13 protein-coding genes are annotated in these 14,662 nt (G+C 55.8%); 5 read left to right on the forward strand and 8 right to left on the reverse strand.

Translation table 11 applies throughout. The features are described 5' to 3' along the window. The first annotated feature begins 4 nt into the window (after window positions 1-4). Window positions 5-1,018, forward strand: coding sequence for an alpha-xenorhabdolysin family binary toxin subunit B (locus U5A05_RS04205; RefSeq protein WP_321835828.1), 1,014 nt, complete (start codon window positions 5-7; stop codon window positions 1,016-1,018). A 46-nt stretch (window positions 1,019-1,064) separates the two neighbouring features. Here the strand turns inward: U5A05_RS04205 and U5A05_RS04210 are convergent, their stop codons facing one another. The 5 genes from U5A05_RS04210 to U5A05_RS04230 form a co-directional block, all read right to left on the reverse strand. After that, on the reverse strand, window positions 1,065-2,228 hold the full coding sequence (locus tag U5A05_RS04210) for a type III PLP-dependent enzyme (protein WP_261740947.1): 1,164 nt from the start codon (window positions 2,226-2,228) through the stop codon (window positions 1,065-1,067). 481 nt (window positions 2,229-2,709) lie between these two features. Next, complete coding sequence (locus tag U5A05_RS04215; protein WP_261740948.1) at window positions 2,710-3,867, reverse strand: osmoprotectant ABC transporter ATP-binding protein OsmV; 1,158 nt, start codon at window positions 3,865-3,867, stop codon at window positions 2,710-2,712. Further along, window positions 3,864-4,517 carry an ABC transporter permease gene (locus U5A05_RS04220; RefSeq protein WP_261740949.1) on the reverse strand — a complete coding sequence of 218 codons (654 nt, stop codon included), beginning with the start codon at window positions 4,515-4,517 and terminating at the stop codon, window positions 3,864-3,866. Before U5A05_RS04220 ends, U5A05_RS04215 begins: the two co-directional genes overlap by 4 nt. A 14-nt stretch (window positions 4,518-4,531) precedes the next feature. Further along, on the reverse strand, window positions 4,532-5,425 hold the full coding sequence (locus U5A05_RS04225; protein ID WP_321835829.1) for a glycine betaine ABC transporter substrate-binding protein: 894 nt from the start codon (window positions 5,423-5,425) through the stop codon (window positions 4,532-4,534). 25 nt (window positions 5,426-5,450) lie between these two features. Then, entirely contained in the window at window positions 5,451-6,167 is a 717-nt protein-coding gene (locus U5A05_RS04230) for an ABC transporter permease (RefSeq protein WP_048359225.1), read from the reverse strand. Between the two features lie 337 nt (window positions 6,168-6,504). Here U5A05_RS04230 and U5A05_RS04235 point away from each other — a divergent pair, with 337 nt between their 5' ends. From U5A05_RS04235 to U5A05_RS04250, 4 genes are all read left to right on the forward strand, one after another. After that, entirely contained in the window at window positions 6,505-8,088 is a 1,584-nt protein-coding gene (locus U5A05_RS04235) for a peptide chain release factor 3 (protein ID WP_261740951.1), read from the forward strand. Window positions 8,089-8,406: 318 nt separating this feature from the next. Continuing rightward, entirely contained in the window at window positions 8,407-10,656 is a 2,250-nt protein-coding gene (locus U5A05_RS04240) for an S-type pyocin domain-containing protein (protein WP_321835830.1), read from the forward strand. Next, entirely contained in the window at window positions 10,646-10,909 is a 264-nt protein-coding gene (locus U5A05_RS04245; protein ID WP_321835831.1) for a bacteriocin immunity protein, read from the forward strand. Before U5A05_RS04240 ends, U5A05_RS04245 begins: the two co-directional genes overlap by 11 nt. Before the next feature lie 379 nt (window positions 10,910-11,288). Continuing rightward, the gene (locus tag U5A05_RS04250; RefSeq protein WP_321835832.1) at window positions 11,289-11,591 is read left to right on the forward strand and encodes a hypothetical protein; all 303 of its coding nucleotides are present in this window, start codon (window positions 11,289-11,291) and stop codon (window positions 11,589-11,591) included. A 203-nt stretch (window positions 11,592-11,794) separates the two neighbouring features. On the opposite strand, the gene U5A05_RS04255 is transcribed toward U5A05_RS04250, so the two are convergent. The 3 genes from U5A05_RS04255 to U5A05_RS04265 are packed head-to-tail and all read right to left on the reverse strand — an operon-like array spanning window position 11,795 to window position 14,659. Continuing rightward, on the reverse strand, window positions 11,795-12,769 hold the full coding sequence (locus tag U5A05_RS04255) for a peptide ABC transporter ATP-binding protein (RefSeq protein WP_321835833.1): 975 nt from the start codon (window positions 12,767-12,769) through the stop codon (window positions 11,795-11,797). Further along, a complete protein-coding gene (locus tag U5A05_RS04260; protein WP_261740956.1) occupies window positions 12,769-13,737 on the reverse strand; it encodes an ABC transporter ATP-binding protein in 969 nt (322 codons plus the stop codon). The genes U5A05_RS04255 and U5A05_RS04260 overlap by 1 nt, the downstream gene beginning before the upstream one ends. A gap of 10 nt (window positions 13,738-13,747) precedes the next feature. After that, entirely contained in the window at window positions 13,748-14,659 is a 912-nt protein-coding gene (locus U5A05_RS04265) for an ABC transporter permease subunit (protein ID WP_261740957.1), read from the reverse strand. Window positions 14,660-14,662 lie beyond the last annotated feature (3 nt).

The raw sequence follows: 14,662 nt of genomic DNA on the forward strand, positions 1-14,662 counted from the left end.
AATCATGAATAGGGAAATTGGACTAATGGTTTACGAAAATCCTGATATGCCGGGTGTTTTTGCAGGGCTTAAAAAGTTCAATGCGGTGGCGGTTAATCGCGAATATGATTTTATCCCCTCATTGCAGGAACGCTTGAGTCTGGCGGCCAGATGCTTGAGTCACAGTGCACGTGTAATTGTCGAACACGTACGCAGTCTTGATGTGAAAGTGGAAAATGCGGGGCTCGATGAACTGCTCGAACAGTGGGTTGCGATTCAGGCACACACCGAATTGACTGTGGAAGTGCAAAGCGCTGCGCTTAAAGTTCTGAATGATGCTTTTGCGCAGCGGGTAGGCCGTATCGCAAGTGCAGTCACCGCGGCCAAGGAGCAAATAGTATTGCGTGTCGAGGAGGGGGGTGGGCTAAACCTGGAACACTACTCCGATCCTTTGTTGGCTTATGACGCGGTCAGGCTCGAAGAACTGGAACAACAGGCTTTAACGTTGCAAGTGGAAGAAGATCGGTTGCGGGCAGATAAACAGGTTTTAGATGCTGCTGTCGCCGTGTTGCAGTCCCGTACATGGTTGGAGCATGTACGGGACTTGCTGCCCACGGCCGAGCAAATACAGACGCTTGTCACCACAACCCAGGTGGGCAAAGTGGAGGCGGATGTTGTCACAGCGGCCATTGCACGCGTGGTGCAGTATCTGGGCTTTTTTGACGGTGGTTATCGGTTGTTTTCGCTGACTGTGGCACGCAATAAAATAACTGAAAAGTTATATGACCTGAGAGTGTTGCAAAACAAGAACAGGACGGATGCGCGGTCATTCAAGGAGCGGGCAGAAAAAATTCGCCGCCACACAGAACTGGTTGAGGCGCGGGCCTACTGGGTTGAAAACCTGAGGTTGGTTGCCCAAGGGCTGAGTGTGTTTTTGGCCAGGGTTCGTGCGACGACTGAAGTGAATGAACATTCGATGCTGCAAGCATCGGCAGAGCTGTCCGGGTTTCAGCGCTTCTTGCGGCGCATCAGTCGCTAGCAACGAATAACGCCCCCCGAACACTTGTCCGGAGGGCGTTGCAGTTTTACAGGTAGAACGACTTCAACGGCGGGAAGCCATTGAACTCAACAGCGCTGTAACTGGTGGTGTAGGCACCGGTCGACAACCAGTACAGGCGGTCACCGATGGCCAGGTTCAGTGGCAGGCCGTACTTGTAGTTTTCGTACATGATGTCGGCGCTGTCGCAGGTTGGACCGGCGATTACGACTTCTTCCATTTCACCTTTCTTTTCAGTCCAGATCGGGAACTTGATGGCTTCGTCCATGGTTTCGATCAGGCCAGAGAATTTGCCCACGTCGGTGTATACCCAACGCTCAACGGCGGTGCGCGACTTACGCGCAACCAGTACTACTTCGCTGACCAAAATACCGGCGTTGGCGATCAGCGAGCGGCCTGGTTCCAGGATGATTTCTGGCAGGTCGTCGCCGAAGTCTTCCTTGAGGAAACGGATGATTTCTTCGGCGTAAGTTTCCAGGCTGTTGGTACGGGTAATGTAGTTGGCCGGGAAGCCGCCGCCCATGTTGATCAGCTTGAGGACGATGCCGTCTTCTTCTTTCAAACGTTCAAAGATCACTTTGACCTTGGCGATCGCGGCATCCCAAACGCTGATGTCGCGTTGCTGGGAGCCCACGTGGAACGAAATGCCGTAAGGCACCAGGCCCAGGTCGCGAGCCAGGATCAGCAGGTCCATGGCCATGTCGGTCTGGCAGCCGAATTTGCGCGACAAAGGCCAGTCAGCAGTGGTCGAGCCTTCGGTCAGAATACGCACGTAGATTTTCGAACCCGGTGCAGCCTTGGCAATGTTGCGCAGGTCGGCTTCGGAGTCGGTGGAGAACAGGCGCACGCCTTTCTCGTAGAAATAACGGATGTCTTTGGATTTCTTGATGGTGTTGCCGTAGCTGATGCGATCCGGGCCAACGCCTTGGGCCATCACTTTGTCCAGTTCGTAGATCGACGCGATGTCGAAGTTCGAACCCTTGTCGCGCAGCAAGTCGATGATTTCGACGGCCGGGTTGGCTTTGACGGCGTAGTACACCTTGGCGAATTCGAAGCCTGCACGCAGGTCATCGTAAGCCTTGCTGATCATGGCGGTGTCGATCACCACGAACGGAGTTTCCTGGGTGTCAGCGAAAGCCTTCATTTTGTTGAAGGTATCGCGCGCGTAATAGTCTTCGATCTGAATCGACATGCGTGGGGACTCCTGTGGCAAACGTAAAAAATAAATGGGTGCAGCTGAACATCCTCCGTATCCCCACTTTGGTTCGCCTACTTCCCAAGGCATGTCCGCCGAAAGCAAATAAGGTAAATGGACCTTGCTGTCTCGTCGTCAGTACTTGAGCCGGATGGATCGTTTCCAGCATGAATGTTCGGCGCGAACTTTAGGGCGTGAGTGCGCTGAGATCAACAAAAAATGTCGCGTTTTTGTACGCGTTCGTCGTGGGGGCACTGACAGCTATATAAGTAACCGACAGTCATGACACTGAGGAGTTCGAACGGAGGGCTTTTGCGGGGGCGTGGAAGGTGAACACGACTGTGGGAACGAGCCTGCTCGCGAAGGTTTCAATAGCGTACGCGCTATCGTTAACGACCTTCGCGGGCTGGCTCGCTCCCACAGTCATACCACTTGCTTAAGTGAACAGCATTGGGGCTTGCCCCAGGCTTGTTGGCCGTTACGCCAGCGCGATATCTGCTGGCGACACGATACTGGTCTTGGCCCCGCGCGAGCGGCCCGAGCTCAGGTAGGCGGCAATCGATTCCTGGGTCACTTCACCCTGGAACACACGCTCGGCGTCCATCACCGGCAACCACGAACGGTTGAACTCATACATGCGCGACAGCAGGATGCGCAAATGCTCTTCGGAGGCGGCTGTGGCGGTGAATTCGCGCAGGTACTGGCCGCACGTACCGGTCTGGCGGTGCAGGTCGCGACGACGCACATAGCCCAGGGCCTTGTTGTCGGCGCAGGTGACCACAACGTAACGACGGTCGAGTTCGTCCATCAGTTCCAGCGCTTCACCCACCGGGGTTTCAGGGCTGACTGACGGCGCGTTGTCCGCTGCGTCTTCAGCCTTGACCAGCAGCAGGCGCTTGAGCGTGCTGTCCTGGCCCACGAAGTTGCTGACAAAATCGTCGGCTGGGTGGGCGAGCAGGGTGTCGGGGTGATCCATCTGCAGCAGCTTGCCGCCACGGAAGATCGCAATCTTGTCACCCAACTTGATTGCTTCGTCGATGTCGTGACTGACCATGATTACGGTCTTGTTCAGCGCCCGCTGCATCTCGAAAAATTCGTTCTGGATCATCTCGCGGTTGATCGGGTCGACCGCGCCAAACGGTTCGTCCATTAATAGCAACGGTGCATCGGCGGCGAGGGCGCGAATCACCCCGATCCGCTGTTGCTGGCCGCCCGACAGTTCACGCGGGTAGCGATTGAGGTACTGCTTGGGTTCGAGCTTGATCATGCTCATCAGTTCACGAGCACGGTCATGGCACTTTTGCTTGTCCCAGCCAAGCAGGCGCGGGACGACGGTGATGTTCTCCTCGATGGTCATGTTGGGGAACAGACCAATTTGCTGGATTACATAACCGATATTGCGCCGCAGGGTTACCGGGTCGAGGTCGGTAGTGTCTTCGCCATTGATCAGGATTTTGCCGGAGGTGGGCTTGATCAGGCGGTTAATCATTTTCAGCGTGGTGCTTTTGCCGCAGCCCGAAGGCCCGAGGAATACGCAGATTTCGCCTTCGTTGACGGTCAGGCTTACCGAGTCCACGGCCTTTACGTCTTTGCCGTTGCTTTGGAAAGTTTTGCTGAGGTTTTGAAGTTCGATCATTTGAGCAGTCCTTTTGGAGTCAGCGAGCGTTGCAGCCATTGCAAAAGCAGGTCAGCGATGATGGCCAGAACACTGACCAACACGGCGCCGACGATCAGCATCGACATGTCGCTACGGCTGATTGCAGCAAGAATAAGTACACCCAGACCGCCAGCACCGATGGTGGCGGCGATGGTCATTACACCGATGTTCATCACCACGGCGGTGCGCACACCGGCCAGAATCACGGGCACCGCGATCGGCAGTTCAACCATGCGCAGGCGCTGGCCGAAGGTCATACCGATGCCGCGTGCGGCTTCGCGAATACCCGGCTCAACGCCGGTAAGGGCGAGAAAGGTGTTACGCATGATGGGCAGCAGTGAATAAAGGAACACCGCCGTGATGGCTGGCATCGGGCCCAGGCCCTGACCGAATTTGGAGTAAAACGGCAGCAGCAGACCGAACAGGGCGATTGACGGAATGGTCAGCAGCACGGTGGCACTGGCTTGCAGGGGGCCGGCCAGTGTCGGGAAACGCGTCATCAGCACACCCAGCGGTACACCGATAAGGATCGCGAGCACCACGGCAATGCCTACCAGGCTGATGTGTTGCAAGGTCAGATGTAAGACTAGCGACCAGTCCATATGGGAAAAGGCGTTTAAAAATTCCATGTCTTCTCCTCGATTCAGTTCAGTGGATGCTGGCGCAGGAAGTCTGCGGCGACTTTGGACGGGCTTTCGTGGTCAACGTCGACCCGGGCGTTGAGCTGACGCATGGTTTCGTCGTCAAACAGATCCGCCAGCGGCTTGAGGAGGCCTTCGAGGTCCGGGTGGGCGTCCAGGTAGGTTTTGCTCACTACCGGTGCGGCGGTGTAGTCCGGGAAGTAATGCAAGTCGTCGTTGAGCAGCTTGAGGTTGAAGGCGCTCAAGCGACCGTCCGTGGTGTAGACCAGCCCGGCAAACACCTGACCGTTTTTCAGCGCGGTGTAGACCAGACCTGCGTCCATCTGTCGGATATTGCGGCGGGTCAGGTCCATGTCGTAGAGCTCGACCATGCCCAGCAAACCATCGGAACGGTTGGCAAACTCAGTGTCCAGGGCCACCAGCGCTCTTTTGTTTTGCGGGTCACGCAGTGCCTTGTTCAGATCGCTGATGCTGTTGATGTCGGGAAACGCCTCGGCCACTTTCTGTGGCAAGGCCAGCGCGTAGGTATTGCTGAACTTGGACGGGTGCAGCCAGATCAGTCCTTTTTTTGCATCGACCTCTTTGACCCGGTCGTAGGATTGCTGACTGTCGAGCTTGTCGGTGATGTGGTTGTAGGCCACCAACGATACGCCGGTGTATTCCCACACCATGTCCAGTTGCCCGGATTGATGGGCCGAACGTGCCAGGCTGCTGCCGAGCCCGCCGGTCACCTTGGCGTTGTAACCCTTGCTGTTAAGGTATTGCGAGGTGATTTCCGCGAGCAGTGTTTGCTCGGTGAACACCCGCGCCCCAATGCGAATCTGGGGTTTTTCTGCGGCTTGGACAATTCCTGCGCACAGCAGGATGCAGCCTAGTAAAAAGCTAATTTTTTTCATGGGTATTCCTTTGCTCAGCCAGACCTTAAACAGGTCGCAGACCGCGTTCCAACCATCGGCGGCTGATGAGAATCACCAGGCCGTCGAGCAGCAATGCCAGCAGCGCGGTACACGCAGCGCCGAGGATCAATTGCGGCTGATTGTTAAGGGCGATGCCGGGGAAAATCAGGCTGCCCAGGCTGTTGGCGCCGATCAGGAACGCCAGCGGTGCCGTCCCGACGTTGATCGCCAGTGCCACTCGCACACCGCCCATGATGATGGGCACGGCGTTGGGCAACTCGACTCGCCACAGCACCTGGCGCGGGGTCATGCCGATGCCGACGGCAGCTTCCTTGAGTGAACCCTGGACGTTTTTCAGGCCTTCATAAGTGTTGCGCACGATAGGCAGCAACGAGGCGAGAAACAGGGCGAAGATGGCAGGGCCGCTACCGATTCCCAGGAAACCCAGGGCAATGGCCAGTACCGCCAGCGGGGGTACGGTGTTACCGATGTTGAAGACTTGCATGAAGCGTTCCGCACGTCCGGCCATATTAGGTCGGCTGAGGAAAATGCCGGCTGGTATCCCTACAAGGAGGGCCGCGAGCATTGAAGCGAGTACCAGGTACAGGTGGGCTTGCAGATAGAACAACAAATCATCTTGATAGTGTTCGATAGTGCTGATGCCGATCCAGTGGACCAACAGGGCCAGAAGCGCGATAACTACCGCACATCCTATAAGCCCTTTTCCATAGCGATTAGCCACAGACGGACTCCTTTTTTTCAGTCGGCGTACACATCGTCGTGTGGCAAGGCCATTCCTGGCTGCCGACAATGAGTTCGCGAAGAGCAACGGGTGGTGGCGAAAATCGCTCTCATCACCTGTCATTAGCGCAGCCTCGTCAGGCTAACTTGCTGATATTTCAGCTCCTGACGGTTTGTCGTATCAGGAGAGTGGACGCCTCCACTGTCTAAAAGGTTCACATTTTTTACGGCACATTGCCACCCTTGTCCGACGAGCAAGGGTGGCAACGGTGGCCGTGGGCACCTGATTTGGGCTATAATCCGCGCCCTTTTTTGAATCAATCGTCAGGCGATTTCCCATGACCAACCAGGCCGCCGAAGTCGCGAAACGCCGCACTTTCGCCATTATTTCCCACCCCGATGCGGGTAAGACCACCATCACCGAAAAGCTCCTGCTGATGGGTAAGGCGATTGCTATCGCCGGTACGGTGAAATCGCGAAAGTCCGACCGCCATGCCACCTCCGACTGGATGGAAATGGAGAAACAACGGGGTATTTCGATTACCACGTCGGTCATGCAGTTCCCGTATCGCGACCACATGATCAACCTGCTCGACACCCCGGGCCACGAAGACTTCTCGGAAGACACCTACCGCACATTGACTGCGGTCGACTCGGCGCTGATGGTGCTCGACGGCGGTAAAGGTGTTGAGCCACGGACCATCGCCCTGATGGACGTTTGCCGTCTGCGTGACACGCCTATCGTCAGCTTTATCAACAAACTCGACCGCGATATTCGCGACCCGATCGAGTTGTTGGACGAGATCGAAGCAGTCCTGAAAATCAAGGCTGCACCGATCACTTGGCCGATTGGTTGCTACCGTGACTTCAAGGGTGTTTACCACCTGGCAGACGACTACATCATCGTCTACACCGCCGGTCATGGTCATGAACGTACCGAAACCAAAATCATCGAAAAGCTCGACTCCGATGAAGCCCGCGCCCATTTGGGTGACGAGTACCAGCGTTTCGTCGATCAGTTGGAACTGGTTCAGGGCGCTTGCCATGAATTCAACCAGCAGGAATTCCTCGATGGCCAACTGACGCCGGTGTTCTTCGGTACTGCATTGGGCAACTTTGGTGTCGATCACGTGCTCGACGCTGTCGTGAACTGGGCACCGGAGCCGTTGCCTCGTGTTGCCAACGAGCGCACGGTCGAGCCGACCGAAGAGAAATTCAGTGGTTTCGTGTTCAAAATCCAGGCGAACATGGACCCTAAACACCGCGACCGTATCGCCTTTATGCGTATTTGCTCGGGCAAATACGAGAAGGGCATGAAAATGCGCCATGCGCGTACCGGCAAAGACGTACGTATCGGCGATGCGCTGACGTTCTTCTCCTCCGAGCGTGAACAGCTCGAAGAGGCCTTCGCGGGTGACATCATCGGTTTGCACAACCACGGCACCATCCAGATCGGTGACACCTTCACCGAAGGCGAGAGCCTGAGCTTCACCGGTATCCCGCACTTCGCCCCGGAACTGTTCCGCCGCGTACGACTGCGTGACCCGCTGAAATCCAAGCAACTGCGTCAGGGCTTGCAGCAACTGGCGGAAGAGGGCGCCACCCAGGTGTTCTTCCCGGAGCGCAGTAACGACATCATCCTGGGCGCCGTCGGTGTGCTGCAGTTCGATGTGGTCGCGAGCCGTTTGAAAGGCGAATACAAAGTGGAATGCTCCTACGAGCCGATCACCGTGTACTCGGCGCGCTGGATTGATTGCGACGATAAGAAAAAGCTCGAGGAGTTCAAGGTCAAGGCTGTGGAAAACCTGGCCATTGATGGCGGTGGTCACTTGACCTACCTGGCTCCGACTCGCGTCAACCTGGCGTTGATGGAAGAGCGCTGGCCGGATGTGAAATTCCGCGCTACGCGTGAGCACCACTAAGCGCTCAGACGCTGGGTAGAAAAAAGCGAAGCCTTTGGGCTTCGCTTTTTTTATGGGCGCGATTTTGTAGGCGCTGCTGAAGGCTGTGATAAGGACCGCAGGGCCTTCCGCCCCCTGCGGGGAAGTTAACAGTGCGTAGGAGGTGTTTTACATTAATAAGAGATGTTTCTTTCCGTATTTGAAGATGGTTATTTTTGCTTGTGTAGTATGTTTCTGAAATTGCTATGTTGGCTCTATCGTCTGTCAAAGTGGGTACTAATATTATCTATGTTGGTTGTTGAGGGTGGTGTAAGCGTTAAAGACTAAAGGAGAAGTTATATGTCAAATGATGTCGATAAATACTTGGGCCCTCACAAAAAACTAGGCCCCGGTTCATACGAGTTGGGGGCAACCTCTGTTGTGGGGAAATGGCAGCCCAAAATCGAATTTGGCGGCGGATTTAATGCGTGGGGTTTGAATGAAGGTCCGCGCAGAGGAGAAGGCGGGCCGAGCAATATTCATGATCTTGCAAAACCAAACATTATGGCTGAGTTTATGAATGAGCAAATTCATAGCCAAGGATATCTTGATCAAGAATTCAATACGCGATTCAACTCGCTCGTCCCCGATACCGAGCGTGAGCTGGAGGAAAGAAAACAGGCCGCCAAAGGTTCACAGGCCATGACACCCGCAGAATCTGCTGCAATTGAACAACACGTGACGCTGGATCTTATTGAATCAAAAATAACTCAATACAACACTATAGTGCCTGATATTTATGGTCTTTATGGTCAGAGTCCTTACTTTTTGATGGACGTACTGCCGCGTCAGAAAATGCGCGAACTTTTGAATTCCAATACCCTCTCTCCTGATACGTTGATAAATTTGTATCGGCTGTATGACACTGTTTATAAATCCGCGTTAGAACTTAAGGCGCTTTCGCTCTCCATTGGTGTTCTTGCGGGTAAGCTTGCAGAACTGGCCATGCAAATTGAACAGGTACAGGTTGCTGATAATGACACTGCGCAGGATCAACGGTTAGCCATCATCATCCAGGAGCGAGATATTCACGCTCAACAACTACCGGAGTTCCTCTATACAGAACTCATCACTGCAGCGGGGGTGATGGAAGGCAATACTGCCTCTGAAGCATTGGCCCATTACAAGACGACGCTTGAGCGTCTGGCCGCGTCAAAAACCGCAGAAACTCAGCCCATTTACGCGCCTCCGCCACTTGAAAGGGGCGGAATTACCATCACCTACCCTGCGAACAACCCGAGCATCAAAGCACCCTTGAGCAAGCCTGAATTGGCAGCGCTTAACGAGCTGGTTTACTTGCAAACCCATACTCAGTTAGGGCGCAAATGGCTGAGTTATCACGATGCCTTGCTAAAGACTGAATCGGCCAGGTATCTGACAGCGACCGCCAATGCCTTTGGTGGTCTTGCCGAGCGGGCGGGTGCAGCGCAAGCAGCTATCCGGATAGCCAACACGTTCCGTGCGCCGGGGTCTGCATCAGCTGGCCCATTGTTTATAACTTCAGCGGGCACCGCCGCGGTTATTGATGCGGCGACAGTGACTCTGCAAGCGGCTATCCGCTCGGCAATTGCAGCGTTGAGCAGTCTGGCGGCAGGCACAGCTTCGGGGCTTTTGGTTGGAGTGTCTGCCTTGGTATATTCGCCCAAACTGGCAAATGGCGAGTTGCCTGAGCGCTATGCATTTAGTACGCCGCTCTCGGATCTGGCGCCTGAGCTCAAGGACGATCTATCAGCTATTGCTGCCGCCAATGGAACTGTTGATCTGCCGGTGCGTATCAGTTCGAAAGCAGCAGCCGATGGCCAGTCAGAAGTGTTTGTCGCCAAAGCCGATGGCGTCATTGTGCCGTCACAAGTCAGGGTAATAGCCGCAACTTTTAACGCTCAGCAGAATGTCTACAGCGTTACGACAGAGGATGTACCACCAAGGACTTTGATCTGGACACCCATCGTTGATCCAGGGAATAGCTCGACTACTTCGCCTGCTGAACAGCCTGAGACTCCGGTCTACACTGGGGCGACAGTTACGCCTGTTGTGGGAAGGATTGATACTTTCCCGGGGCTTGCTGAAGCTGGCTTTGATGACTTCATTACAGTGTTTCCGGCGGGTTCTGGCCTGCCTCCAATTTATGTAATGTTCCGGGATCCCCGCGAGGATGCAGGGGTAGCAACGGGGATGGGGCAGCCGGTGACGGGTATCTGGCTGGGGGCTGCGGCGCTAGGTGAGGGGGCTGCTGTTCCGTCGCAGATTGCAGACCAGTTGCGGGGCAAGGAGTTTAGAAATTTCAGGGCATTTCGGGAGGCGTTTTGGGTAGAAATAGCAAAAGACTCGGAGTTGTCAGAGCAATTCATAGTCTCGAACCGGGCCCGAATGAACATGGGTAAGGCGCCTAAGGCTAGGCGAGATGATGCAGTGGGTAAAAGATCTACATTTGAAATTCATCATGTCCAAGAAATCGCCAAAGGCGGGGACGTTTATAATATTGAAAATATGATGGTTCTGACTCCTAAACGTCATATGGATATTCATAAGGGGAAGAATAATGGGATTTAAAAGTGGTTTTTCAGAATATACGGAAGCAGAATTTTTGGAATTTATGAAGGAGGTATTTAGAGAAAATATCGCTGGCACAGATGAGCGTCTTGATGTTCTGTTAAAATATTTTGAAGATGTGACAGAGCATCCTGAGGGAACAGACCTCATCTATTATGCTTCGTCGGATGTGGAATGCACGCCCGAAGCAATCACTAAAAGAGTTAGTGAGTGGCGAGCCGCCAACGGCAAGCCTGGTTTTAAAGCAGGCTAATCAAATGCTATTTAACTCAGCCGCTGCGCTCACAGTAGCTGAGTTATTTGTTGCTACAGTGTGAGCAAAGCGCCTGTAGCCGTTGACGAGCTGCGCGAGGCTACGTCCGACGATGCAATCGTCGTAAACCCGATAAGCACGATGTCCCTGAAACACCAAGGCCGAATGGTTTTACGACTGCTACGCAGTCGAACGTAGCCTCGCGCGGCTCGTCAACGGTTACAAGGATTTGCGTATACCCGCTTGATCCGCAACAAAGTATCAACCAAAGCAACTGAGTTAGTCCGAATGGGTATATCGCAACCGGCGTGTTTCTGGAAAAACTGAAGGTGGCGAACTAGGTTTAAAGGGTATTTCCCATACACAGGATGGAAATCCCATGAAGCTTTTTCAACGCATTGTGTTGTTGCTCAAGGTGCTGGTGTTGTTGACGGTGAGTGCTTCAGCGGCTTGGGCGAGTAACCCGCTGAGCAGTTCCGGGGCAGGATTTTCAGCGACAGGTGTGCCGGGGCCGACGATTCATGCGATTTACAAGTCGGACTCGGAGCCGGGTGATCAGGGGCAGGGCGGCAGTTCGGGGGATGATGACCAGACCGATGGTGACGGTGGCGCCGATGGCGGTGGCAGCGGTGGCAGCGGTGACAACGGCGATGATGGCGACGAGGGCGATGGTCAGACGTAGTGAGTAGTTAGCGGGACAATAAGTCCCGTAGCAGCTGTCGAGCTCCGCGAGGCTGCGTCCGAGGCGCAGCCCTCGTAAACCCGGTAGACGCGGTGCTTCTGGAGCATCACGTTGAATGGTTTTACGACTGCTGCGCAGTCGGACGCAGCCTCGTTCCTTCGACAGCTGCTACGGGGGAGTGTGCCTCCTCCTGGTGTCAGTGTTTAAACCTGTAAAAACTGTTCCGTGTGATGGCAAGCCACCTGGCGGTTGTCGAGCACGCGCAAGGCCGGTTCATCAGTGCTGCACAGCTCGGTCGCATACGGGCAGCGCTTGTGGAAGGCGCAACCTGATGGCGGGTTAAGCGGGTTGGGCAACTCGCCAACGATCTTGATTTTCGGCTTGTTCGGGTCCGGGTGGATGGTCGGGGTGGCTGAAAGCAATGCTTGGGTATATGGGTGCAGCGGCCGGGTGTAGATCTCTTCCTTTGGCCCCATTTCTACCGGACGGCCCAGGTACATCACCAGTACCGTATCGGCCACATGCCGCACCACCGCCAGGTTGTGCGAGATAAAGACGTAGGCGGTATTGAACTCTTGCTGCAAATCCATAAACAGGTTGAGCACCTGCGCCTGAATCGACACGTCGAGCGCGGAAGTCGGCTCGTCAGCCACCAGCACTTTGGGTTGCAGCATCATGGCCCGGGCCAGGGCGATTCGCTGACGCTGACCGCCCGAAAACATGTGTGGGTAGCGCTGGTAATGCTCGGGGCGCAGGCCTACCTGTTTCATCATGGCCTGAACTTTTTCGCGACGTTCGCTGGCGTTCAGCTTGGTGTTGATCAATAAAGGTTCTGCAAGCTGATCACCGATTTTCTGCCGTGGGTTGAGCGAGGCATAGGGGCTCTGGAACACCATCTGCACGTCTTTGCGCAGTTGTTTGCGCTCAGCCTTGTTGGCGCCTGTGACTTCTTGCCCAGCGATTTTCAACGAGCCTGAGGACGGCTCTTCGATCAGGGTCAGGGCGCGGGCCAGGGTGGATTTACCACAGCCGGATTCGCCCACCACGGCCAGGGTTTTGCCGGCTTCAAGTTCAAACGACACACCATTGAGTGCGCGTACCAGTGCATGGCCTTTGAACATGCCGCGGGATACTTCGTAGTGACGGGTAAGGTCGCGGGCAGTAAGAACAACAGTCATTACGCCACCTCCTGATTCAAGGGGAAGAAGCAGCGCACCTGGCTGTGAGCTTTTTGCTCCAGCGCAGGACGTTGTTGGCGGCATTGTTCCTGGACATATGGGCAGCGCGGCGATAACAGACAGCCTTGCGGCCGGTCGTAACGCCCCGGCACGATGCCAGGCAATGTGGACAGGCGGGCGGCGCCCATGCTGTGTTCCGGGATCGCGGCCAGCAGGGCTTCGCTGTACGGGTGCCCTGGCACATCAAACAACCCCGGCACGTTGCCGACTTCGACCGCCTGGCCTGCATACATCACGCACACCCGCTGGGCGGTTTCAGCCACCACGGCAAGGTCGTGGGTGATCAGCACCAGGCCCATGTTTTGCTCGCGTTGCAAGCTGAGCAGCAGGTCCATGATCTGCGCCTGAATGGTCACGTCCAGCGCGGTGGTCGGTTCGTCGGCGATCAGCAACTTCGGTTCGCCGGCAATCGCCATGGCAATCGCCACACGCTGGCTCATGCCACCCGACAACTGGTGCGGGTAGGCTTGCATGCGGCTGGCAGCGCCCGGGATTTCGACTTTTTCGAGCAGCTCAATGGCCCGTTTGCGCGCCGCTTTGCCGGACATTTTCAAGTGCAGACGCAGCACTTCTTCGATCTGGAAGCCCACGGTGTAGCTGGGGTTCAGTGCGGTCATCGGGTCCTGGAAGACCATGGCCATGTCTTTGCCAACGATCTGGCGACGTTGACGCGCGCTGAGGGTCAGCATGTTCTTGCCGTCGAAGTTCAGCGCGTCGGCGGTGACGATGCCAGGGTGCTCGATCAGACCCATCAGGGCCATCATGGTTACCGATTTGCCGGAACCCGACTCGCCAACAATGGCCAGAACTTCGCCTTTATCCACAGACAGGCTCAGACCGTCGACCACTGGGACTGCCTTGGCGTCGCCAAAACGGACGTTGAGATTCTTGATTTCTAACAGTGACATGGGAATCTCCTCAGGCGGCGTTCTTGAGTTTCGGGTCCAGCGCATCGCGCAGACCGTCGCCCATCAGGTTGATTGCCAGCACGCTGAGCAAAATGGTCAAGCCGGGCAGGCTCACGACCCACCAGGCACGTTCGATGTAGTCGCGGGCCGAGGCCAGCATGGTGCCCCACTCCGGGGTTGGCGGTTGTACGCCAAGGCCCAGGAAGCCCAGGGCAGCAGCGTCGAGAATCGCCGAGGAGAAGCTCAACGTGGCCTGAACGATCAACGGTGCCATGCAGTTGGGCAGCACGGTGATGAACATCAGGCGCGGCAAGCTGGCGCCCGCCAGACGGGCAGCCGTCACGTAGTCGCGGTTCAGTTCGCCCATTACGGCGGCGCGGGTCAGGCGTACATAAGACGGCAACGAAACCACGGCAATGGCGATCACGGTGTTGATCAGGCCAGGGCCGAGGATGGCGACAATCGCCACGGCCAGCAGCAGGGACGGCAGGGCCAGCATGATATCCATCAAACGCATGATGCCAGGGCCGAGCAGGCGCGGAAAAAACCCGGCAAACAGGCCGAGGATGACGCCCGGGATCAGGGAAATCACCACGGATGACAAACCGATCAGCAGCGACAGCCGTGAGCCTTCAATCAGGCGTGACAGCAGGTCACGGCCCAGTTCGTCGGTGCCGAGCAAAAACTGCCACTGGCCGCCTTCCAGCCAGACCGGCGGGGTCAGCAGAAAGTCGCGGTATTGCTCGCTCGGGCTGTGGGGGGCAACCCACGGGGCAAAAATCGCGCAGAACACGATCAGGGTCATGAAAATCAGGCCCGCGACGGCGCCTTTGTTTTGGGAGAAAGCCTGCCAGAACTCTTTGTAAGGCGATGGATAAAGCAGGCTTTGATCCACTTCGGTGGTGCTTGGAGAGGTGCTCATGGT

Source organism: Pseudomonas kulmbachensis, from assembly GCF_963681935.1.
Lineage (GTDB): Bacteria > Pseudomonadota > Gammaproteobacteria > Pseudomonadales > Pseudomonadaceae > Aquipseudomonas > Aquipseudomonas kulmbachensis.